The sequence below is a fragment of the Tessaracoccus pujii genome (genome assembly GCF_055326215.1).
In genome coordinates this window covers 178,751-200,474 of record NZ_JBUZNP010000003.1, presented here as the reverse complement: position 1 = coordinate 200,474, position 21,724 = coordinate 178,751, and the positions used below count along the sequence as shown (strand labels likewise).

Genomic DNA, 21,724 nt, shown 5'->3' with positions numbered 1-21,724 from the left:
GACAAGGCGGTACCACAATGCGCGTGCAGTTGTTGTACTTCGACGGCTGCCCGAACTGGCGGCTCCTTGAGCAGCGCCTCGATGACCTGGCCACCGAAGCGGGCATCGAGGTCGAGCGGGTCCTGATTGAGACCGACGAAGAGGCCCGTAGCATGGGCTTCCATGGCTCGCCGAGCCTTCTCTTGGACGGGCGTGACCCCTTCGCGTCGGAGGGCGCCCCTGTGGGTTTGACGTGTCGTGTCTTTTCCGCCTCGTCGGGGCTTGAGGGATCGCCAAGCGTCTCCCAGTTGCGTGAGGTTCTTGGGCTGCCCGCGCTCTAGCCGGCTCCCTGCGACGAGCCCGAATCCGAACCCCAGTGCCGCGGAGACGGTCCCCCAGTGCCGCCCCCCACGCTCACCCCATCCACGGGCCACCGCCACTACCGCCACGTTACCGCGCAGCGGGCTCCTGCCACCTCCAGGGACCGAACCACATCTCGCGGAAACGTGCCGGTAGTGGGACCCTCTAGTCTCCCCCCTGAGCGTGGACCCCCGCACTGGCGTCCCGCCACCGCGGACACCTTGGATGCCAACAACGCACATCACCACCGCAGCGAAGAGGTGCTCGGTCTCGCGTACCGATCGCCAGCGGCCTGCCAGGGTTGCTGCGGTGACTCTGAACTTGTGGCCCTTAAGCGCGCTGCGGCCGATCTTCTCTGCGGCCTTCTTGTGTAGCCGAACCTCATGGCATGTCCGCCGTCGTGCGATTCCGTGCCATGAACGTGCTAAAGATTGGCGCACACTGACGGAGGGTGGCGAGGCAAGAAATAGCAAAACCCCCAGTCAGCGGGCGTTTCGCCTTGCCGACTGGGGGATACCAGATGTGTCCGAGAGAGGACTTGAACCTCCACGCCCTTTACGGGCACTAGCACCTCAAGCTAGCGCGTCTACCAATTCCGCCACCCGGACGAGTGACACCCCCGAGGGGGAGCGACAAGGAACTCTAGCAGGTAGGCGCCCGGGTAGCGCAAATCCCCCTAGGGTGGGCGTATCGAGGAGGAGCCCATGGTCGTCAACGCAACGTTCGAGATCGAGATCGCCCCGGAAGAGGGGCTTCTGCCCGGTACCCGGCGATTCGAGTTCGCCAAAGTGTGGAGCGGGGAAGCGGAAGGAGCCAGCCGCGGATTCATGCTGTCGGCCGGCAACCCAGCGGAGGGCACCGCCGGCTACGTGGCTCTGGAGGTGTTCGAGGGGCGCATCGGCGGGCGCAGCGGCACCGTCGCCTTCCAGCAGTTCGGCACCATGCGCGACGGCATCCAGGAGGTCCGCTATGAAGTGGTGCCAGGCTCTGGGACGGAGGACCTGGCGGGATCCGTCGGCTCGCTCACCCTGGAGATCGATGCTGAGGGTGTCCATCACGTGGCGTTCGACATCGCCTGAGCCTCAGCGGTAGGCGTTCGGCCCTCCGGACACGTCGTCGAGCGCCGACACGATGGGCGCGACAAGCTCCTTCTCCTCGGTGTCCAGGAGTTCCGCCAGCTGCTCCGACGTTCTGGGGCCCACGAGCGCGGCCGCCACCTGGGGTGCATCGCGCACCCACAGCAGGGCCACCTGCGCGGGGGTCATGCCGAGACCCTGCGCGGCGTGGGCCACGGCATCGACGATCGCGGCGGACCTCGGCTGGAGGTACGGTTCCAGGAACCAACCGAAGTGGTCCGAGGCGGCCCGGGAGTCCCGGGGCAGGCGGCCGTCTCGGTACTTGCCCGTCAGCGCGCCGCGGCCGAGCCCGGACCAGGCCAGGATCCCCAGGTCGTGATGCCGGGCCGCGCCGACCACCTCGACCTCGGCGCGGCGGGCGAGGAGCGAGTATTCCACCTGAACACTCGAGAGGGGGGTGCGCCCGCGATCCGCCTCCTGCCAGGTGGCCGCCGTCGCGGTCTGCCACCCGACGAAGTTCGACACTCCGACGTAGCGCGCCATGCCCCGGTTCACGGCCGAATCCAGCGCGGACAGGGTCTCGTCGATCCGGGCGTCACCCCAGGCGTGGACCTGCCAGATGTCCACGTGGTCGGTGTTGAGCCGGCGGAGCGACTGCTCCAGGTCGCTGAGCAGGGCGCCGCGAGACGTGTCGATGGAGCGCTTGCCGTCCCGGATGACGAATCCCGCCTTCGTGGCGATGACCAGCGCCTCGCGGGGCAGGCCTGCAGACAGCGACTTGCCGATCATCTTCTCCGCGACACCCGCGCCATAGGCCGGGGCCGTGTCCACCAGGTTGCCGCCGCCGTCGACGAAATCCGCGAGGAGGTCGCGGGCGGCCGGCCAGTCCACGTCCCGGCCCCACGCCATGGTGCCGAGCCCGAGGCGCGACACGTGGAGGCCGGAGGCGCCGAGCGGTCGCAGGTGCATGCGCTCGACCCTACGCGTCGAGGACGCCGGTGAGAATCAGCATGGCGACGACGGCAGCCAGGATGAGGCGATACACCACGAAGATGCGGAAGTTATGGGTGGAGATGTAGCGCAGGAGCCAGGCGATGACCGCGTACCCGATGAAGAACGCCAGGACCGTAGCCGCGACCGTCGGGCCCCACGCCGTGGCCTGGTCGCCTCCGATGTCCTTCAGCTTGTACAGCCCGGAGCCGAAGACGGCGGGGATGGCCAGCAGGAACGCGTAGCGCGTGGCCGCCTCCCGCGTGTAGCCGAGGAAGAGTCCGCCCGAGATGGTGGCACCTGAGCGCGACACTCCCGGGATCAGCGCTGCTGCCTGGAACAGGCCGAACAGGACGCCGTCGCGCCAGGTCAGCTGCCGCAACTCGCGGGTGTTGTCCGTCGCCATCCGGTCCGCGACGGCCAGGATCAACGCGACACCGGCGAGCATCGCCACGGTGATCCACAGGTTCCGCAGCGTGGAGTCGATGGCGTCCTGGAACAGCAGGCCGAGGACGACGATGGGCACGGAGCCGAGGATGACCAGCCACCCCATACGGGCGTCGGGATCCGACCTCTCGACGGTGCCGCGGAGGCTCCCGAGCCAGGCTGTGATGATCCGCCAGATGTCCTTGCGGAAGTAGACGAGGACGGCCGTCTCGGTGCCCAGCTGGGTGACCGCGGTGAACGCGGCCCCCGGGTCCCGCCCGTCGAAGAGGAGTTGGCCGACGATGGACACGTGCGCGCTGGAGGAGATGGGCAGGAACTCCGTCAGGCCCTGCACCACGCCCAATACGATCGCCTCGAACCAGTCCACGTCCACACCCTTCATCAATGCCGGGCGCCACTGTACCGCTGGGCCCCCGCGGGGGCCGACTAGGCTGAAGCCCATGACAAAGGTGGTCCTGGTGCGGCACGCGAGATCGACGGCCAACGCCGACGGCGTGCTGGCGGGCCGCATGCCGGGGGTGGTGCTCGACGACGTGGGCCGCCGGCAGGCCCGGGCGCTGGGAGAGATGCTCGCCGGCGTGGTTGTGGCGGCGGCCTACACCTCACCCATCCAGCGCTGCAGGGAGACCGCAGCCCTGGCGGGGTTCCCGGAGGCATCTGTGCTCGACGGGATGAGCGAGTGCGACTACGGCGTGTGGACGGGCGCGAAGCTGGCCGCGCTCCAGGGTGAGGCGCTGTGGACGGACATCCAGGCCGCTCCGTCGACGGTGTCGTTCCCGGGCGGCGAGTCGATGCTCGAGATGTTCGACCGGACCACGGCGGCCGTCGCGGGGGTGGCCGCGGCCCATGGCCAGGCGGCCACGGTGCTGATCTTCTCCCACGGCGACCCCATCAAGGCAGTCCTGGCCCACGCCTTCGGGATGGGCCTCGACGACTTCCAGCGCGTCCACGTCGGCCCCGCCGGCGTCAGCGTCGTCGAGTACGGGGGAGAACGGCCCATGGTGCTGGGCGTCAACCTCGGGGCCGACATCGGGTCGCTGCTCGCGACGACCGTCGCCCCCGTCGTCGGCGGCGGCGACGTCGCTCCACCGCCCCCGGTGCGGGATTAGGCTGGCGGCATGCTGCTGGAGTTCGATCACCCGGATCGCTGCGTCGTGGGCACGGTTGGCCAACCTGGCAACCGGTTGTTCCTCATCCAGGTGGCTCAGGGCCACCGCATCGCGGCCGTCGCGGTGGAGAAACAGCAGGCGCTGCTCCTGGGGATGCGCGTGGGTGAGGTGCTCGATCAACTCGCCGAACTCGGTCACGACGTGCCGGACCGGCAGCCGCCGGCGGACCGGGGCCCCCTGGACGCTCCGGTCACCGTGTCCTTCCGGGCGGCTGCCATCGGTCTGGCCTGGGACCAGGAGCGGCAGCGTCTCGTGCTGGAACTGTTTTCCGACGAGGTCGATGACGAGGGGGAGAACTCCCTGCTGCAGATCCTGATGACCCCGGCCATGGCCCGGGAGTTCGCGGCGCGTGCCGAGACGGTGGTCGCCTCGGGCCGCCCTGCGTGCCCGGCATGCGGCCAACCCCTGGATCCGGCCGGTCACATCTGCCCGCGCGCCAACGGGTATCGGGGCCCGCTGTTCCCATGACAGGACCCGTGGGGGACCTGCGCGTGGTGGGGCGGCTGGTGGACGCCTCGAACGGGACCTTCCTCGGACTCGACGCCGAAGGCCGCCGATGGGTGTACAAGCCGGTGGCGGGGGAGGCGCCGCTGTGGGACTTTCCGACCGGCACCCTCGGTCGCCGCGAGGTGGCGGCCTACGCCCTCTCGCGAGAGCTCGGCGTGGACCTCGTCCCGCTGACGGTATGGATCGACGGGCCGCTGGGCGAGGGCTCGGCGCAGGAGTGGGTCGACGGCGACGTCACGGACCTCATCGACCTCCTGGCCCCGGAGGAGCTCACTGAGGCATGGCTGCCGATCCTCAGCGCGGTCACGGAGGAGAACACGCCGGTGGTCCTCGCCCACCGCGACGATCCCCGGCTGAGGCGGGTGGCGGTCTTCGACGCGCTCCTCAACAACGCCGACCGCAAGGCCAGCCATCTCCTGGCCCGCGGTGACGAGTTGGCCGGCGTGGACCACGGCGTGAGCCTGCATGTGGACGACAAGCTGCGCACCGTCCTGTGGGGGTGGGCGGGGGACCCCCTGACCCGGACGGAGCTGGACCTTCTGGCGCGGACCGCCGCGTTGAACGCCCCCCTGGCGCCCGGGCTGGCCGACGAGGAGTGGGAGGCGCTCACCGCGCGAGCGGAGGATCTGATAGCGCTGGGCACCATGCCGGTGCCCGGCGGTCGGTGGCCGGGCATCCCCTGGCCCCCGCTTTAGCCCTCAACCAACACGCTAAGTTGGTGCCCATGTATGCGTGGGCCCCAGTCGCCGTTCCCAGCCTTCCGACATCGGCTGATGTCCCGGAGAGGCTCAGCCTCTTCGACACCGCCACCCAGAAGCTGATGGCAGTGGGTCCCGTCGACGGCGCCGCGAGGATGTATGTCTGCGGCATCACGCCCTACGACGCCACGCACCTGGGCCACGCGAACACCTACGTGACCTTCGACCTGGTCAATCGCGTCTGGCGGGACCTCGGGCTCACCGTGGACTACACCCAGAACGTCACCGACGTCGACGATCCGCTCCTGGAGCGGGCCGCCGCCACCGGGCAGGAGTGGGAGGAACTCGCCGAGGACCAGATCGAGCTGTTCCGCAGCGACATGCAGGACCTGAGGGTCGTGCCTCCCGGCAACTACATCGGCGCCGTCGAATCCATTTCGTGCGTGATCGAGCTCATCGAACAGCTCCTGCCCAGTGGTCTCGTGTACCAGGTCGAGGACGAGCAGCACCCGGACTGGTACTTCAACACCGCGGCCGCTGAGGGCTTCGGAGGTGTCAGCAACCTCGACGAGGCCCGCATGATCGAGCTCTTCGCCCAGAACGGAGGGGACCCGGAGCGCCCCGGCAAGCGGCATCCTCTGGACTGCCTCGTGTGGCGGTTCGCGCGCCCGGACGAGCCGAACTGGACGTCGTCGCTGGGCGCCGGCCGGCCCGGTTGGCACATCGAGTGCACCGCCATCGCCATGCGCTTTCTCGGCCCCCATTTCGACCTGCAGGGCGGCGGCTCGGACCTGATCTTCCCGCATCATGAGATGTGTGCGGCCGAGGCCGTCGCGGCCGCGCATGAGCCCATGGCTGAGGCCTTCGTGCACTCCGGCATGGTGGGGCTCAACGGGGAGAAGATGAGCAAGTCCAAGGGCAACCTCGAACTCGTCAGCAGGCTGCGTCACAGCGGGGCCGATCCCATGGCCATCCGGCTGGCGTTGCTCAACCACCACTACCGCACCAATTGGGACTGGACCCCCGACCAGCTCGTCGCCGCCACCGCCCGGCTCCAGGCCTGGCGTGGCGTGCTCAACAACGGCACCGCGCTTCCGGCGGACGAGACCATCGCGGCCATGCGCACCGCCCTCCGCACGGACCTCGACGCCCCGGCCGCGCTCCGGGCTGTCGACACCTGGGTGGCCGGCAGCCTCGCCGTCGAGAGTGACGACACCGGATCCGTGGCGCAGATGGCCACCGCCATCGACGCGCTCCTGGGCATCCGGCTGTAAGACGGTAGGCTGCGCCCCGTGAAGTCCTTCGACGAACTCTTCGAGCAGCTCACCCAGACTGCCGCCACCCGCCCCGAAGGGTCCGGGACCGTGGCCCGGCTGGACGCGGGGATCCATGCGATCGGCAAGAAGGTGGTCGAGGAGGCCGCCGAGGTGTGGATGGCCGCCGAGTACGAGTCGAAGGAACAGGCCGCCGAGGAGATCAGCCAGCTGCTCTACCACCTCCAGGTGCTGATGCTGGCGCTGGACCTGGACCTCGACGACATCTACCGCTACCTCTGACACCTCTGACGAAGGCACCTCGTGAGCACTGATCGCCTCCTGCGCATCGCCGTCCCCAACAAGGGCGCCCTGGCCGAACCCGCTGCCGCCATGCTGCGCGCCGCCGGCTACCGCCAACGTACCGACGCCAAGGACCTCACCCTGATCGACGCGGACCACGGCGTCGAGTTCTACTACCTGCGCCCCCGTGACATCGCGGTCTACATCGGCCGTGGTGACCTCGACGTGGGCATCACCGGGCGCGACATGCTGCTGGATTCGGCCGCCGCGGCCACCGAGATGATGCCGCTGGGATTCGGCGGCTCGCGCTTCAGGTTCGCGGCCCCCGCCGGCTCCTCCATGTCGGTCGCGGACATCGAGGGCAAGCGGGTGGCCACGTCCTACCCAGGGCTGCTGCAGGCCTACCTGGACGAGCAGGGCGTCGCCGCGGAGATGGTCAAGCTCGACGGTGCCGTGGAGTCGGCGATCCGGCTCGGGGTCGCCGATGTGGTGGCCGACGTGGTGGACACCGGCACGACGCTCAAGCGCGCCGGCCTCGAGTTGTTCGGTGACTCCATCTGTGACTCGGAGGCGGTCCTGATTCGGCGGGCCGACGGCGTGCTGCCGCCCGGCGTCGACGGGCTGGAGACCCGGCTCACATCGGTGCTGGTGGCGCAGAACTACCTGATGATGGACTACAACGTGGCGCAGGAGGACCTTGCCCGGACGACGGAACTGGCCCCCGGCGTCGAGGGTCCCACCGTCTCCGCCCTCGCCAAGGACGGGTGGTGCGCCGTGCGGGCTCTCGTCCCGCGGGAGGGCGCCCACCTGCTCATGGACCGCCTCTACGACGCCGGGGCTCGCGGCATCCTGCTGACCGAGCTCGTGGCCTGCCGGCTGTGAGCGAGCGGCCGCTCCCGGAGCGGTTGTCCTACACCAGCCCGCCTGCTCTGATGACCGGGGTGGTGCTGTCCATCGTGCTGATGGCTTCGGCCCTGTTCGGGTGGTGGGCGCTCGGCAAGGAGGTCCGGGACCGCGTGACCTGGGCGCAGGCGGGCACGTTGCTGTTCTTCGTCCTGTTGATGGTGGGCATCATGTTGTCCATCGGCTATTCCCGCCTCTGGGCCAACGAGGACGGTGTCACCGTGCGCAACGGGCCGTTCGTGCGTCGCTACCGGGTGGAGGACATCGCGGGCGTGCGTCTGCGCCCCGGGGACGCGTGGTCCTCACTCCTGATCAAGGGGACGGGGGAGGTGAGGAGGCGGCCGGTGCTGGCCATCCAATTCCTGGAGGGCGCCGAGGGTCAGCGCAAGGTGGTCGAGCTGCGGCGGTGGCTCGTCGACAGGGGCGCCACGAGCCGGGACGTCGACCCGGAACACCTCGACGGCTGAGCCGGTTCACATGATGCCGCGCTTGCGCAGCAGCGCCTCGATCTCCGCGTCCTCAGGGTCGACGCCCTTCTCGGCAGCCCGCTTCGCGGGGGCCGTCGTCTTCGGGTCCGCGCCGGGCGTGACCGCGGGACGGGTGGCGGGCCCGGGGGTCCGCGCGGCCGGAGCCGCCTGTGCGGCGCGACCGGTCTTGGGCAGGAAGGCGCCGATGACCAGCAGCAGCACCCCGCCCAGGAACAGGCCCAGGCCCCAGCTGGTGACCACGGTCCACGGGGTTCGCATCAGCCAGTCGATCAGGGCCACGACGGCGTCCGCCAGGAGTTGGGTCACGCCGGTGAGGTAGAGCCCCACGGGGATCAGGGCCAGGCCGAGTCCCATCACAGCAGGACGCGCCCGCCGCGACCGTGCGGTCATCCCCGCGGCGATGGCGAGGATCACGATGGTCAGCGCGATGGTCACGAGCAGCGTCAGTGGCATGCCTCCCAGTCTGGCACAGGGCGTGGACGTGTCCACGGGCGATACGCTCAGGTGCATGCCCCAGTTGCGCTCCCTCGCCCAACCCAACGCCCGCTTCGCCGGCGACGACGGCGCCGCGGACCCGTTGGTGAGGGGCGCCATCGCGCGGGCAACGGGTCACGAGGGATACGCCCGCGCGCTGGTGGCGCTGTGCGCCAGCCGGCTCCTCCTGCCCGTGGTGGCATCGGGGGATGAGACCGAGGGCCCGGACCCGGACCGGCATGCGGAGATGGCGGCGGTCACCCTCGACGACGGCACTATGAGCTACCTTCTCGCCTTCACCGGATACGACTCGCTGCGTGCGTGGCGGCCCGACGCGCGTCCAGTGCCCTGCCTGCTCGACGAACTCAGTGCCACCGTCGTCCCCGCTGGGGCGAGCTGCCTCCTCATCGACATAGCGGGGCCGGTGCCGTTCACCGTCGACGGCGAGGCTCTGGAGAGCTTGGCGGCGGGCAACGCCCTCGTCGAACTGGCCGACGGCGGCTTCGCCTGGGCACGACCGGCCTAGTGAGAGCCCGATTGGAGTTTCGCCCCGGCGCGGCGTAGGATGCTTGAGTTATCCGGCGGCCTCGGCTGCCGCGTCAAGTGGAGTTGTCACTCCCACCCGAAGCCGCCCCTGGTGGCCGGGTCGCCCAGGGCGAGCGGTTGTTCCGCGCGCCCGGCATCTGTGGCCTCCGCCTGCGCGGGGGCCTTTTTTCGTCCGGAGTACCTGACACATCTCACACTGGAGGACCCATCAGCACTGAACCGCGGATCAATGATCGCATCCGAGTACCCGAAGTCCGGCTCGTCGGCCCCAAGGGCGAGCAGGTAGGCATCGTGCGCGTCGAGGACGCCCTGCGTCTGGCGGCCGAGAACGATCTGGATCTCGTCGAAGTGGCGCCGATGGCCCGTCCCCCCGTCGCCAAGTTGATGGACTACGGCAAGTTCAAGTTCGAGGCGGCGCAGAAGGAACGCGACGCCCGGCGGAACCAGTCGAACGTGAGCACCAAGGAGATGAAGCTCCGGCTCAAGATCGACCAGCACGACTATGAGACGAAGAAGGGCCACGTCGTCCGCTTCCTCAAGGCCGGTGACAAGGTCAAGATCACCATCATGTTCCGCGGGCGCGAGCAGTCGCGGCCGGAACTGGGCATGGAGCTGCTCAAGCGCCTCGCCGCGGACGTGACCGAATTCGGCTATGTGGAGTCCTCGCCCAAGCAGGACGGCCGCAACATGATCATGGTGCTCGGACCGACGAAGAAGAAGACCGAGGCGAAGGTGGAACTGGCTGCGGACCGCGACCGCCGCATGGCCGAGCGCCTGGAGCACGCGGAGCAGGAGCGCCAGGCCGAGGCACAGCTGCGCGCCCAGGCCACAGCTGCGCCGGCGCCGAAGAAGAAGCGCGGACCCGCAGACAACATGGACCCGGACATCGATCTCTGACGAGATCGAGTACAACAGAAAGCGAGCATGACGATATGCCGAAGATGAAGACGCACTCCGGTGCGAAGAAGCGTTTCAAGACCACGGGCACCGGCAAGCTGCTGCGCCGCCAGGCCAACCTCGGGCACCTCAACGAGCACAAGTCCTCGAGGCGTACCCGTCGCCTGGGCAGCGTGGAGTCCGTCGCGGCGCCCGACGTCAAGAAGATGCGCAAGCTGCTCGGCAAGCACAAGGGTCGCTGACCGTACCGCCCCCGGCGGTCCGCCGTCACCCCCACCCAGACCACCCGTCGGCTGTGCCGACCACACCCAAGGAGAACCCCCATGGCACGCGTGAAGCGTTCTGTGAATGCGCACAAGAAGCGCCGTGAAGTCCTCGAGCTCGCCTCCGGCTACCGCGGCCAGCGCTCCCGTCTCTACCGCAAGGCCAAGGAGCAGCTGCTCCACTCGGCCACCTACGCCTACCGCGACCGTCGCGCCAAGAAGGGCGATTTCCGCAGGCTCTGGATCCAGCGGATCAATGCCGCGGTCCGCGCCGAGGGCATGACCTACAACCGCTTCATCAACGGCCTCAAGGCCGCTGGCGTCGAGGTGGATCGCAAGATCCTGGCCGAGCTGGCCGTCAACGACACCGCCACGTTCAACGCCCTGGTCGCTGTCGCCAAGGACAACCAGCCCGCCGCGGCCTGAGGGCCGTCTCAGTGACGATGGAACCGAACGCCGCCCCTGGCCTGCCCGCCTCGGTGCTGCGTTCGGTTCGTCGTCTCACGCAGCGCCGGGGCCGTGACGTCGCGGCGCTGTTTCTCGTGGAGGGCCGCCAGGCCGTCCGTGAGGCGCTCGCTGCGCCGGACCTTGTGGTGGAGGTCATCGTCGACGACCCGATCCGGCACGCCGACCTCCTGGCGGGTGTCGAGGTGCCGGTGTGGCGGGCGGACGAGCACCAGATGCGCCAACTGAGCGACACGGTCACCCCGCAGGGGATCGTCGCGGTGTGCCGACAGCTGGACTACGGATGGGACGTCCTCGACGGTGCACGCCTCGTCGTGATCTGCGCGCAGGTCAGGGATCCGGGCAATGCCGGCACCGTCATCAGGTGCGCCGACGCGTTCGGCGCTGACGCCGTCATCCTCACGGCCGGGAGCGTGGAGATCTACAACCCCAAGACCGTGCGCTCCACGGTGGGCAGCTTGTTCCACATGCCCATCCTCACCGGTGTACCCCTCGCGGAGGCCGTGGCTCGCGTCAAGCGCCACGGCATGCGGGTCCTCGCCGCCGACGGTGACGGGGTCCCCCTGGACCTGAAGGCCGCGGCGGGGGAACTCAGCGGGCCGGTGGCGTGGATCATGGGAAACGAGGCCTGGGGCCTGCCCGAGGAGGACGCCCGGTTGGCGGATGAGGTCGTCGCCGTGCCAATGTGGGGCAGAGCGGAGAGCCTCAACCTCTCCAGCGCGGCCGCGGTGTGCCTGTACGCCACCGCCTCAGCGCAACGTCGAACCGCCGAAGGAGGACCCGACGATGTCCGGGCCCAATGACAACTTTGATCCCAAGCAGGTCGCTGCCCTGGCGCCCGAGGCCGTCAGCGCCTCGGTGGAGGCCGCGCTGTCCGCGATCGCTGCGGCCAGCACCACCGCCGAGCTCAAGCAGGCACGGCTGGAGCACGCAGGGGACGCATCGCCGCTGGCTCTGGCCAACCGGGAGATCGGCGCCCTCCCCCCGCACGCACGCAAGGACGCCGGCCAGCGGATCGGTCAGGCCCGCGGGATCGTGGCCAAGGCGCTCGCCGAGCGCCAGGAGAGCCTCACCGCGGTGGAACTCGATGCCGCGCTGGCAGGGGAGCGCCTGGACATGAGCCTGCCCGTCGCGCTGGCCCCGCAGGGGGCCCTCCACCCCGTCACCGCCCTCATCGACGAGATGATCGACGTGTTCGTCGCCATGGGCTGGGAGGTGGCCGACGGACCCGAGCTCGAGGCGGAGTGGTACAACTTCGACGCCCTCAACCTGGCGCCGGATCATCCGGCCCGGGCGCTGCAGGACACGCTGTGGGTGGATCCGCCGGCTGCCGGCCGGCTGTTGCGCACACAGACCTCGCCGGTGCAGGTGCGCTCCCTCCTGGAGCGGGGCGTTCCGCTGTACCTGATCAGCCCCGGCAAGGTGTTCCGCGCGGACGAGTACGACGCCACCCACCTGCCCGTCTTCCATCAGCTGGAGGGCCTGGTCGTGGACAAGGGCATCTCGATGGCGGACCTGCGGGGGACGCTGGACCACCTCGCGCGTGCCATGTTCGGCGACGTGCGGACCCGCATGCGGCCGCACTACTTCCCGTTCACCGAGCCCAGCGCTGAGGTGGACCTGCAGTGCTTCGTCTGCCACGGCGCCTCCGTCGGCAACCCCGACCGCCCGTGCCGGACCTGCAGGTCCGAGGGGTGGATCGAGTGGGGCGGCTGCGGCGTCGTCAACCCGCGCGTGCTCAAGGCCTGCGGCATCGACACCGACGTGTACTCCGGCTTCGCGTTCGGCATGGGCGTGGACCGCACCGTCATGTTCCGCACCGGCGCCCCCGACCTGCGAGATTTCGTGGAGGGCGACATCCGCTTCAGCCGTTCCATCCTGGGAGGAGCACGATGAAGGCACCGATCTCGTGGCTGCGTGACCTCGTCACGCTTCCCGCCGCCGTCACCACGGCCCACCTCGCAGACCAGTTCACCGCGGTGGGCCTGACGGTGGAGCACATCGAGTCCACCGGGTCCCCGGTCAGCGGTCCGTTGACGGTGGGGCGCGTCCTCAGCTACGTCGACGAGCCGCAGAAGAACGGCAAGACCATCAGGTACTGCCGGGTGGACGTCGGCCCGCACAACGACGCCGCCGCCGACGGGGTACCCGCCAGCCGCGGCATCGTCTGCGGTGCCCACAACTTCGCCGAGGGTGACCTCGTGGTGGTGGCCCTGCCAGGCACCGTCCTTCCCGGCAACTTCGAGATCGCTGCCCGCAAGACCTACGGCCACGTGTCCGACGGCATGATCTGCTCCCAGCTCGAGCTGGGCCTCGGCGAGGACCACGACGGCATCATCGTGCTGCGACAGGGGTCTGCCCACCCCGGCGACGACGCTGCGTCCGTGCTCTGGACCCCCGACGAGGTGCTGGACCTCGAGGTCACCCCGGACCTCAGCTACTGCCTGTCGATGCGTGGCCTGGCCCGCGAGGCCGCCATCGCCAACGGCGTCTCCTTCGACGATCCCTACCGCCACCACCTCCCGCCCCATCAGAACGGTGGATACCCCGTCGTCCTGGAGGACGAGAGGTGCTCGGCGTTCACCGCCCTCACCGTCGACGGCATCGACCCGGCCGCGCCCACCCCAGGGTGGATGGCGGATCGGCTGCGCGCCTGCGGCGTGCGGTCGATCTCGCTGGCGGTGGATGTGACCAACTACGTGATGCTCGAATCGGGCCAGCCGCTGCACGCCTACGACGCCGCCACACTCTCGGGCCCCATCCGGGTGCGGGCGGCGCTGGCCGGCGAACGCCTGCGGACCCTGGACGGGCAGGAGCGTGAACTCAACACCGACGACCTGCTCATCACCGACGATTCCGGCCCTGTCGGCCTGGCCGGCGTGATGGGCGGCGAAGCCACCGAGGTGTCCGCCTCCACCACCGCGATCGTGTTGGAGGCGGCGCACTTCGATCCGGCATCGGTGTCGCGCACCTTCCGCCGCCACGGATTGCCGTCGGAGGCGTCCAAGCGGTTCGAGCGCGGGGTGGACCCGCAGGTGTCCTACGCGGCGGCCCGACGCGCAGCCGCGCTTCTCACCACGCACGGAGGCGGCGCCGTCACCGCGGAGACCGTCGTCGGATCCGCGCCCGCGCCGCACCGGGTCTCGCTGCGGGCGGGGCTCATCCCGGCCGTGCTCGGGACGCGCGTGGACCAGGAGGAGAGCGTGCGCCTTCTCACGGCCAGCGGTGTGGCAGTCACGGCGCTGGGGGACTCCCTCACCCTCGAGGTGCCCAGCTGGCGCGGCGACCTCGCGGACCCCTACGACATCGTCGAAGAGGTGGGCCGCCACATCGGCTACGACCGCATCGGCCTCACCGTGCCGGTCCCGCCGGTCAGCCGGGGCCTTTCGCCGCGCTTCCGTCACCGTCGGGCCGCACTGCGGGCCGCGGCCGCCGTCGGCTTTACCGAGGTGCTCTCCCTGCCGTTCGCCTCCGTCGAGGACCTGGACCAGCTCCAGATCCCGGCCGAGGATCCGCGCCGCCATCTCATTCGCCTCGCGAACCCCCTGTCGGAGACGCACCCCTTCCTTCGCACCACGCTGCTGCCGGGGCTGTTCGCCGCCATCGCGCGCAACACGTCCCGCAGCCTGACGGACCTGGCCCTGTTCGAGCAGGGCAAGGCCTACTTCGACGGCGGCGAGGACTGGGCCCCGCGCCCCGGTGTGGCACACCGCCCGTCCGAGGACGAGATCTCGGCCATCGATGCTGCCATCCCCGCGCAGCCGCACACCGTGGCTGCCGTCGTCACGGGCAACTGGTTGCCTGCCGGATGGGCTGGCCCGGCGGTCGCGGCGGACTGGACCCACGTCGTCGCCCTTGCCGAGGCGGTCGCGGCGGCGGTCGGCGTGCGGCTGTCCCGCCGCAACGTCGCCATGGCGCCCTGGCATCCGGGACGCTGCGCCGAGTTGTCGATCAACGGGATCGTGCTGGGCCACGCGGGTGAGCTGCACCCTGCCGTCGTACGCTCGCTGCGCCTGCCCGAGCGCACCGCGGCCGTCGAGTTCAACCTCGATCTGCTGCTGGCCCAGGCCGCCGACGGCGGCAGCATCGGGGCACTGTCGCCGTTCCCGCTCGCCAAGGAGGACGTGGCGCTGATCGTGGACCGAGACGTCGCCGCCGCCGACGTGGAGGCCGCTCTGGCCGAGGGCGCCGGTGACCTGCTGGAGTCCATCTCGCTCTTCGACGTGTACACCGGTGATCAGGCCGGCGAGGGCCGGAAGTCGCTGGCGTTCGCGCTGCGGTTCCGGGCAGACCGGACGCTCACCGACGCTGACGCGGCGGCAGCCAGGCAGGCGGCGGTCGCGGTCGCGGTAGAGCGGTTCGGGGCGGTACAGCGGGCCTGACGCTCCCGCGGCGGTCGCCGTCGGCGATGCACGTGCCTCCGGGGGCCGAGTAGGCTGCGGGGGTGCAGATCACCCGAGTCGACGTGCCCGCCGCGCCGGAGGATCCGACCTTCTGGATCTACGAGGTCGACACGCGCCTGTGGGCCGGCGTCGTGCGTGACCTGTTCGGAGACGATGACCTGACGCACTCGGCCCGGCGGAGGTGGGCCGAAGGCACCCGGCCCACCTATACGCGGCCTGTGCCGTTCGCCGCCCTCGACGACGACGGGGTCCCCTTGGGTGTGGCCTTCCTGGACCTGCCTCAGCGCGACAACTGGCACGTGGGGTTCCTCAGCCTGATCGTCGAGCCGGCACATCGCGGGCGGGGCGTCGGGACCGCGCTGTTCAACGCCGCGGTGGCGGAGGCGCGCGCCGACGGACGCGACACGATCCAGGCATGGACGTGGGAACCGGCCCGCCCAGGTGGCACACGACGATTGTCCGCCGCGGAGGGCGACGGTGCGATCGATCCGGACGCCCCGCCGGCCGCGTTCCTGCTCGGCCAGGGCTTCCGGCTGGTCCAGGTGGAGACGATCTCGGCCCTGACCCTGCCGGAGCAGGGACTGCTTGACGGCGACGCGGCTGCCGCGCGCGCCGGCACCTCCCGCGAGTACGACCTGGTGCAGTGGACGGAATTCACCCCGCCCCAGTGGCGCGACGATCTCGCCGAACTGATGGTCGCCATGAGCACCGATGTCCCGACGGGTGACGCCGCGCTTGAGCCCGAGGTGGTCGATGCGGCCCGCGTCCTCGACGGCGAGCAGGCGTTGGCCCGGGGCGGGTGCGCCTCTCTCCACACGGCGGTGCGCCACGTATCGAGCGGACGTCTTGTCGGGTTCACGCGCCTCATCCACGAAGAGGGAAGGCCGGTCGTGGACCAGTGGGAGACGCTGATCCTGCGCCAGCACCGTGGGAAGGGGCTGGGCTGGTTCGCGAAGACCCACAGCCACGCCGCGGTGCGCGCCCACTGGCCCGAGGCGCGTCGGCTGATCACCGGCAACGCGTCCGAGAACCGCTTCATGCTGGCCATCAACAGGCGCCTCGGCTACCGTCCGGTCGCCGCGTCGGGGTGGTTCGAGCTGCGCGGTCAGGGCTGACGCCCGTGGCCTTGTCGCGCCGTGCCATCGTCGACGCCGCACTCCGCATCCTGGACCAGTACGGCCTGGGTGACCTCTCCATGCGCAGGGTCGCCGACGCGTTGGGGGTCCAGGCGGGGGCGCTGTATTACCACGTCCCCAACAAGCAGTCGCTGTTGGCGGCCGTCGCGGACCACATCCTGGCCACGGCGCGACGGCCCGACGACGACGTCGGCCTGACCGAGTGGCTGACCGGCTGGGCCGGAGACCTGCGCGGGGCACTGCTCGCCCACCGCGACGCCGCGGAACTCGTCGCCTCCGCGCACGCCCTGGGTCTCGGTGCGGTGGATCCCTGCGCCGCCGGCCGCAGCCGTCTCGCCGCGGCCGGCGTGGCAGAGCCGGCGGCGAGCATGGCGGCCCTCCTGCACTTCGTGCTGGGCCATGTGACGGAGGAGCAGACTCAGGCCCAGATGCATCAGCTGGGTTTGGTCGCCCACGTCGACGCGTCCGAGGCCGAGCGCGACTTCGCGTGGGGCCTGTCGCTGTTCACCACCGGGGTGGCGGCCCTCCCCGCGAGCCGATGACGGCGCCGAGCGCCCGTGCCGTCCTGGTCTCGCTCGTCGGGCCCGTGTACGCGCCGACGCTCGCGCAGTCCGTGGGCCTGAGCGCCACTCTGCCGGTCATCCCCCTCATCGCCCTCGCGTTGGGCTTCTCCGTGCCCGCCGCGGCCACCCTCACGATGATCACCGGCATCGTCGGGGTCCTCGGGCCCATTCCGCTCGGCACGCTGATGACGGTCGTGGGGGAGCGGCGGGCCATGATCGTCACCGGGATCGCCGTCGTCCTCACGCAGGCGGCCACGCTGGTTCTGGTGGAGCACGCCAGATCCGGTGGCTCCACTCCGTGGCACCAGGCCGGCTTCGTGGCCTCGCTCGTGGTGTCCTCCGTGGCACGAGAGGTGTGGATCATCGGCCGTCAGGCCTATCTCGGCACCGCCCTCCCGCCCGAGCTGAGGGCGCGCGGCATGAGCACCTTCGGCGGAATGATGCGCATCGGGATGGTGATCGGCCCGCTGATCGGAGCCGGGATCATCGCCGTCGGTACGGAGGGCTGGGTGATCGCGCTGGACGCCCTGGCGATGGCGGTGGCCACCGTCCTGGTGGCCGTCACCATGCTGCCCGGAGAGCACGCCACCGCCCGGCCGACGGTGCGTCAGGCCGCCGGCAGGCTGCCCGTGGTCCCGTCGCCGCACGCGCCCCATCGCACGGCCGGCGTCACCATGGTGCTGGCCGGGTTGGCGACGGTGCCACTGACCATGTCGCGGATCTCCCGGCCGCTCATCCTCCCCCTCCTGGGCGCCACGCTGGGGCTGCGCGGTGAGGAGATCTCGCTGGTGTTCGCGGTGGCGGCGGTGGTGGAGATCGTGATGTTCATCCCCGCCGGGACGCTGATGGACCGGTATGGGCGCACCGCGGTCCTCGTCCCGTGCCTGCTGTTCTCGGGGGCGGGGTATCTCCTTCTCGTGGTACTCACGGCCTCGGTCGCGGACGGATCCGGCGCCGCGGCGTTCTGGGCGTTGGCCGCCTCCGCGTCTCTTGTGGCGTTCGGCAACGGCTTCGGCGCCGGGATCGTGATGACCCTCGGCGTGGACCTCTCCCCCGAGGTGCACCGCACCCGTCACCTGGCCAGGTGGAACACCATCAACGGGACGGGGCGGCTCGTCGCCCCGGCAGTGGTGGCGCTGGTGACCCTGGTGTGGCCGATCACCGCGGCGGGCGCGGTCGTCGGCCTCACCTGCTGGGCCGGGGCCGCGTGGGCATGGCGCCTGATCCCCGGGATCACACCGAGGTCAGCTTCCGGACCTGCTCGTCGAACTCGGCCTCGATCTCCGGATGAGGTCGGTAGGTCGCCAATGACACCAGGACCGCGGCCGCCAGGTTGAGCAGGAATCCGGGCAGGATCTCGTAGACGTCGAAGATGCCGCCGTCCAGGGTTCCCCAGATGCCGACGGTGACCGCGCCGACGACCATGCCGGCCAGCGCTCCCCACGAGCTCAGCCGTCGCCAGTAGAGGCTCAGCAGCACGATGGGGCCGAACGCCGCACCGAATCCGGCCCAGGCGAACGCCACCAGGGCGAGGATGGTGTCGTTCTGCTCCCAGGCCATGGCCGCGGCGATGACAGACACCGTCAGCACCGCTACGCGGCTGAGCAGCACCCCGCGCTTCTGGGCCAGTTCGTGCCGGGCGAACCCGTGATAGAGGTCCTCGACGAGCGCTGAGGCCGTGACGAGGAGCTGGGAGGAGATGGTGGACATGATCGCCGCCAGGATGGCCGCCAGCATGAAACCCGCGATGAGTGGGTGGAACAGCAGCTGGCCGAGGGCGATGAAGACCGTCTCCTGATCGGGCAACATGCCCTCGTCGCGCTTGAACTGGGCGATGCCCACCAGGGCGGTCGCGGCCGCACCGAAGCACGACACGAGCATCCAGCCGATGCCGATGCGCCGACCCGCCACGGCGTCCTGAGGCGTGCGGAGCGCCATGAAACGCACGATGATGTGCGGCTGACCGAAGTAGCCGAGCCCCCACGCCGCAGACGACACCACCCCCATCACCGTGGTCGTCGCGCCCCAGAGGGCGAACGCGTCCGCGTCGAGCGCCACGACGGCGTCGTACAACGCGACGGGGCCGCCCAGGTGGATGATCCCCGCCAGGGGGACCGCGACCAGCGCGGCCAGCATCATCAGGCCTTGCACCAGATCGGTGTACGACACGGCCAGGAACCCGCCCACCAGCGTGTAGAGCACCACGATCGCGGCCACCAGGACCATGCCGAGGCGGTAATCCATGCCGAAGGAGGCGTTGAAGAACTTGCCACCGGCCACCATGCCGCTGGAGACGTAGAAGGTGAAGAACACCAGGATGATCACCCCGGCGGTGACCCGCAGCGCCTTCGTGGTGTCCCGGAGGCGGTTACCGAAGAAGCTGGGGATGGTGATGGCGTCGCCCGACACCTCGGTGTAGGTCCGCAGCCGTGGGGCGACGAACTTCCAGTTCAGCCAGGCCCCCACGGTGAGGCCGATGGCGATCCAGAACTCGACCATGCCGGAGAGGTACAGCGCGCCGGGCAGGCCCATGAGGAGCCAGCCGGACATGTCGGAGGCGCCGGCTGACAGCGCCGCGGCCACCGGCCCGAGCCGGCGGCCGGCCAGCATGTAGTCGTTGAGGTCGCTGGTGCGGTAGTACGCCCAGACTCCGATGGCGATCATCGCGGCGAAGTACACGACCATGGCGATGCCCTGGTAGGTCTGTGGTGTCATGGCGTCTCCCTTTCGACCGCGTCAACCTATCGCGATGACCCTCGTTCCCGGCGGCCGCGCTCAGTTAGCGGGCGGCGCCGTGGCTCGGCCGCGGCGGGCGGCGGCCACGAGGAGGCCCAGCACGCCGAGGGCCAGGAGGGCCCAGCCCACGGTGGCGGCCGGCTGGGTCCACGCCATCAGGCTCGACGCCGTGCCCTCCACCAGGCGCGCACCCACCACCGCCGCAACCGTGTCACCCGACGGGGCCGCGACGTCGGCGACGAGGCGGCGCCCCAGCGCCAGGCCGACCAGGCCCGCGCCGACCGCCAGGATCCACGCGACCCACCGGCCCCGCCGCGAGCCGACGAGCAGCCCCACCAGCGCGAGGGCCGCCGCCGCGACGTAGAACCACTCCCAGTGGCCGGCCACGGCCAGGGCGTCGGCCGCGTACCTCGCCTGGACCGTGGCGGGGCGGCCCAGGGCGAGCCGCACGTCGTCCGGCAGTTCGAGTTGGGCCACGTAGGGCTGGAGCGGCCTGGGCGTCAGATCCGCCAGCCGGGCTTCGCCCAACTCGACGAAGGGCTCGAGGTGGAGCCACAGCGTGGGGGCGTCGGCCCCTTCGGTGCGCATCCGGTCCAGCCCAGCGACGAACTCCACCCTGGACCGGTCGATGGACACGTGCCAGGCCTGGGTGACCCCCTCGTCGGTGAGCGCGGACTCGACGGCTGCGCCGATCAGCGCCTCAACCTGGGCTCTCACCCCCGGCAGCCGGTCGATGAGGGGTGGCAGCTCCTGCGTGGCCGCGGCGTCGAGCTCACCGCCGATGGCCTCACCCACGCGGTCGTCCGTGGACAGCGGACCCACGATCTCGCGCATCGGCCCCGGCGTCCGCGCGGCGCGGTCCAGCCACTGGGCGCCCAGCCCGCCGAAGGCGGCACCGACGGCGGCCAGGAGTAGCACGAGCGCCAGCGTCGTGCGGACGACTCCGGTCACGGGCGCCTCCTCTCCGGTAGGGGGCCAAGATTATCCGGACCGGGGTGGAATATGTATCGAACCCGTGGAATACTCAAGCCCATGACGTATTCAGTGGCTGTGGCGGGGTGCACGGGCTACGCGGGCGGCGAGTTGCTCCGCCTGCTGCTCCAGCACCCGGAGATGGAGATCGGCGCCCTCACCGGTAACTCCAGCGTGGGGGACCGTCTCGGTTCCCACCAGCCGCACCTGTTCCCTCTCGCGGACCGCGTCGTCGAGGCCACAACTGCCGCGGTGCTCGGCGGGCACGACGTGGTGGTCCTGGCGCTGCCCCACGGGGCTTCCGCCGCGATCGCCGCGCAGCTGGCAGACGACGTGGTGGTCGTCGACGCCGGGGCGGACTTCCGGCTCACTGATGCCGCGGCCTGGGAGCGCTACTACGGATCCCCCCACGCGGGGACCTGGCCCTACGGGTTGCCCGAGCTGCCGGGCCAGCGGGAGAAGCTGAAGGGGGCGCGCCGGATCGCGGTCCCCGGGTGCTACCCGACGGCGTCGACGCTGGCGCTGCTGCCGGCCGTCGCGCTCGGGCTGGTGGATCCTGGGCAGATCGTCATCGTCGCGGCCAGCGGCACGTCCGGGGCTGGTAAGTCGTTGAAACCGCACCTCCTCGCGTCGGAGGTGATGGGCAACATGAGCCCCTACGGCGTGGGAGGGGTCCATCGCCACACCCCGGAGATCGTGCAGAACCTCGGCCTGGTCGCGTCGGCCCGGGTGAACGTCTCGTTCACCCCACTGCTCGTGCCCATGCCGCGCGGCATCCTCGCCACGTGCTCAGCTCCGGTGACCGCGGGTGTCACCACGGAGGCGGCCCAGCGGGCCTACCGCGACTTCTACGCTGGGGAACCGTTCATCGAGGTGCTACCCGCCGGCGTGTGGCCCCAGACGTCGGCGGTCGCGGGATCCAACCGTGTCTCGATGCAGGTGGTGGTCGACGAGGGCGCCGGCCGCCTGATCGCCATCTCCGCACTCGACAACCTCACCAAGGGCACCGCCGGCGGTGCCATCCAGTCCATGAACCTGGCCCTCGGCCTGCCGGAGGGCCTGGGGCTCTCCGCCGTCGGCGTCGCACCCTGAGAGG

The 21,724-nt window shown here is 70.5% G+C and carries 25 protein-coding genes and 1 tRNA gene; 20 read left to right on the top strand and 6 right to left on the bottom strand.

Annotated features, from left to right (window positions below; translation table 11 throughout):
• Positions 1 to 17 precede the first annotated feature (17 nt).
• A complete protein-coding gene (locus tag ACZK5N_RS05200; protein WP_463624668.1) occupies positions 18 to 320 on the top strand; it encodes a thioredoxin domain-containing protein in 303 nt (100 codons plus the stop codon).
• Between the two features lie 542 nt (positions 321 to 862).
• On the opposite strand, the gene ACZK5N_RS05195 is transcribed toward ACZK5N_RS05200, so the two are convergent.
• Positions 863 to 947: transfer RNA gene (locus ACZK5N_RS05195), tRNA-Leu, on the bottom strand.
• A 96-nt stretch (positions 948 to 1,043) separates the two neighbouring features.
• On the opposite strand from ACZK5N_RS05195, the gene ACZK5N_RS05190 reads away from it, so the two are divergent.
• Positions 1,044 to 1,418 carry a DUF3224 domain-containing protein gene (locus tag ACZK5N_RS05190; protein ID WP_463624667.1) on the top strand — a complete coding sequence of 125 codons (375 nt, stop codon included), beginning with the start codon at positions 1,044 to 1,046 and terminating at the stop codon, positions 1,416 to 1,418.
• A gap of 3 nt (positions 1,419 to 1,421) precedes the next feature.
• Here ACZK5N_RS05190 and ACZK5N_RS05185 read toward each other — a convergent pair whose 3' ends face one another.
• Positions 1,422 to 2,384, bottom strand: a complete 963-nt coding sequence (locus tag ACZK5N_RS05185) for an aldo/keto reductase (RefSeq protein ID WP_459019382.1) — start codon at positions 2,382 to 2,384, stop codon at positions 1,422 to 1,424.
• Between the two features lie 10 nt (positions 2,385 to 2,394).
• Positions 2,395 to 3,234 carry an undecaprenyl-diphosphate phosphatase gene (locus ACZK5N_RS05180; RefSeq protein WP_463624666.1) on the bottom strand — a complete coding sequence of 280 codons (840 nt, stop codon included), beginning with the start codon at positions 3,232 to 3,234 and terminating at the stop codon, positions 2,395 to 2,397.
• A 58-nt stretch (positions 3,235 to 3,292) separates the two neighbouring features.
• On the opposite strand from ACZK5N_RS05180, the gene ACZK5N_RS05175 reads away from it, so the two are divergent.
• Genes ACZK5N_RS05175 through ACZK5N_RS05145 form a run of 7 tightly spaced genes read left to right on the top strand, consistent with a single transcriptional unit; the run spans position 3,293 to position 8,152 of the window.
• Positions 3,293 to 3,961 (top strand): Rv2135c family putative phosphatase, encoded by a 669-nt coding sequence (locus ACZK5N_RS05175; protein ID WP_463624665.1) that lies wholly within the window; start codon positions 3,293 to 3,295, stop codon positions 3,959 to 3,961.
• Positions 3,962 to 3,970: 9 nt separating this feature from the next.
• Complete coding sequence (locus tag ACZK5N_RS05170; RefSeq protein WP_459019385.1) at positions 3,971 to 4,489, top strand: Rv2134c family protein; 519 nt, start codon at positions 3,971 to 3,973, stop codon at positions 4,487 to 4,489.
• On the top strand, positions 4,486 to 5,223 hold the full coding sequence (locus ACZK5N_RS05165) for an Rv2133c family protein (protein ID WP_459019386.1): 738 nt from the start codon (positions 4,486 to 4,488) through the stop codon (positions 5,221 to 5,223). The genes ACZK5N_RS05170 and ACZK5N_RS05165 overlap by 4 nt, the downstream gene beginning before the upstream one ends.
• 29 nt (positions 5,224 to 5,252) lie before the next feature.
• Entirely contained in the window at positions 5,253 to 6,500 is a 1,248-nt protein-coding gene (mshC, locus tag ACZK5N_RS05160; protein WP_463624664.1) for a cysteine--1-D-myo-inosityl 2-amino-2-deoxy-alpha-D-glucopyranoside ligase, read from the top strand.
• An 18-nt stretch (positions 6,501 to 6,518) separates the two neighbouring features.
• Entirely contained in the window at positions 6,519 to 6,782 is a 264-nt protein-coding gene (locus ACZK5N_RS05155) for a phosphoribosyl-ATP diphosphatase (protein WP_463624663.1), read from the top strand.
• Between the two features lie 21 nt (positions 6,783 to 6,803).
• On the top strand, positions 6,804 to 7,664 hold the full coding sequence (hisG, locus tag ACZK5N_RS05150) for an ATP phosphoribosyltransferase (RefSeq protein ID WP_463624662.1): 861 nt from the start codon (positions 6,804 to 6,806) through the stop codon (positions 7,662 to 7,664).
• Positions 7,661 to 8,152: a PH domain-containing protein gene (locus ACZK5N_RS05145; RefSeq protein ID WP_463624661.1), complete on the top strand. Its 492-nt coding sequence runs from the start codon at positions 7,661 to 7,663 to the stop codon at positions 8,150 to 8,152. The genes hisG and ACZK5N_RS05145 overlap by 4 nt, the downstream gene beginning before the upstream one ends.
• 6 nt (positions 8,153 to 8,158) lie before the next feature.
• Here ACZK5N_RS05145 and ACZK5N_RS05140 read toward each other — a convergent pair whose 3' ends face one another.
• Positions 8,159 to 8,626 (bottom strand): hypothetical protein, encoded by a 468-nt coding sequence (locus tag ACZK5N_RS05140; protein ID WP_463624660.1) that lies wholly within the window; start codon positions 8,624 to 8,626, stop codon positions 8,159 to 8,161.
• A 55-nt stretch (positions 8,627 to 8,681) separates the two neighbouring features.
• Between ACZK5N_RS05140 and ACZK5N_RS05135 the strand changes: the two genes are divergently transcribed.
• The 10 genes from ACZK5N_RS05135 to ACZK5N_RS05090 all read left to right on the top strand — a co-directional run bounded on the left by ACZK5N_RS05135 (position 8,682) and on the right by ACZK5N_RS05090 (position 18,257).
• Complete coding sequence (locus tag ACZK5N_RS05135) at positions 8,682 to 9,173, top strand: SseB family protein (RefSeq protein WP_459019392.1); 492 nt, start codon at positions 8,682 to 8,684, stop codon at positions 9,171 to 9,173.
• 155 nt (positions 9,174 to 9,328) lie between these two features.
• Positions 9,329 to 10,090, top strand: coding sequence for a translation initiation factor IF-3 (gene infC / locus ACZK5N_RS05130; protein WP_463624702.1), 762 nt, complete (start codon positions 9,329 to 9,331; stop codon positions 10,088 to 10,090).
• 35 nt (positions 10,091 to 10,125) lie between these two features.
• Positions 10,126 to 10,332: a 50S ribosomal protein L35 gene (gene rpmI / locus ACZK5N_RS05125; RefSeq protein ID WP_459019393.1), complete on the top strand. Its 207-nt coding sequence runs from the start codon at positions 10,126 to 10,128 to the stop codon at positions 10,330 to 10,332.
• 81 nt (positions 10,333 to 10,413) lie between these two features.
• A complete protein-coding gene (rplT, locus tag ACZK5N_RS05120) occupies positions 10,414 to 10,779 on the top strand; it encodes a 50S ribosomal protein L20 (protein ID WP_459019394.1) in 366 nt (121 codons plus the stop codon).
• 17 nt (positions 10,780 to 10,796) lie between these two features.
• A complete protein-coding gene (locus ACZK5N_RS05115) occupies positions 10,797 to 11,621 on the top strand; it encodes a TrmH family RNA methyltransferase (RefSeq protein WP_459020369.1) in 825 nt (274 codons plus the stop codon).
• Positions 11,605 to 12,714: a phenylalanine--tRNA ligase subunit alpha gene (gene pheS / locus ACZK5N_RS05110; protein ID WP_459019395.1), complete on the top strand. Its 1,110-nt coding sequence runs from the start codon at positions 11,605 to 11,607 to the stop codon at positions 12,712 to 12,714. Before ACZK5N_RS05115 ends, pheS begins: the two co-directional genes overlap by 17 nt.
• Positions 12,711 to 15,200 carry a phenylalanine--tRNA ligase subunit beta gene (gene pheT, locus ACZK5N_RS05105; RefSeq protein ID WP_463624659.1) on the top strand — a complete coding sequence of 830 codons (2,490 nt, stop codon included), beginning with the start codon at positions 12,711 to 12,713 and terminating at the stop codon, positions 15,198 to 15,200. Before pheS ends, pheT begins: the two co-directional genes overlap by 4 nt.
• A 62-nt stretch (positions 15,201 to 15,262) precedes the next feature.
• The gene (locus ACZK5N_RS05100; protein ID WP_463624658.1) at positions 15,263 to 16,336 is read left to right on the top strand and encodes a GNAT family N-acetyltransferase; all 1,074 of its coding nucleotides are present in this window, start codon (positions 15,263 to 15,265) and stop codon (positions 16,334 to 16,336) included.
• A 5-nt stretch (positions 16,337 to 16,341) separates the two neighbouring features.
• On the top strand, positions 16,342 to 16,899 hold the full coding sequence (locus ACZK5N_RS05095) for a TetR family transcriptional regulator (protein WP_463624657.1): 558 nt from the start codon (positions 16,342 to 16,344) through the stop codon (positions 16,897 to 16,899).
• Positions 16,896 to 18,257 (top strand): MFS transporter, encoded by a 1,362-nt coding sequence (locus ACZK5N_RS05090; protein WP_459019399.1) that lies wholly within the window; start codon positions 16,896 to 16,898, stop codon positions 18,255 to 18,257. Before ACZK5N_RS05095 ends, ACZK5N_RS05090 begins: the two co-directional genes overlap by 4 nt.
• Here the strand turns inward: ACZK5N_RS05090 and putP are convergent.
• On the bottom strand, positions 18,154 to 19,635 hold the full coding sequence (putP, locus tag ACZK5N_RS05085; RefSeq protein WP_463624655.1) for a sodium/proline symporter PutP: 1,482 nt from the start codon (positions 19,633 to 19,635) through the stop codon (positions 18,154 to 18,156). The genes ACZK5N_RS05090 and putP overlap by 104 nt on opposite strands.
• A 60-nt stretch (positions 19,636 to 19,695) precedes the next feature.
• Complete coding sequence (locus ACZK5N_RS05080) at positions 19,696 to 20,607, bottom strand: hypothetical protein (RefSeq protein WP_463624654.1); 912 nt, start codon at positions 20,605 to 20,607, stop codon at positions 19,696 to 19,698.
• A gap of 81 nt (positions 20,608 to 20,688) precedes the next feature.
• Between ACZK5N_RS05080 and argC the strand changes: the two genes are divergently transcribed.
• Complete coding sequence (gene argC / locus ACZK5N_RS05075; protein WP_459019402.1) at positions 20,689 to 21,720, top strand: N-acetyl-gamma-glutamyl-phosphate reductase; 1,032 nt, start codon at positions 20,689 to 20,691, stop codon at positions 21,718 to 21,720.
• The last annotated feature ends 4 nt before the right edge of the window (positions 21,721 to 21,724 follow it).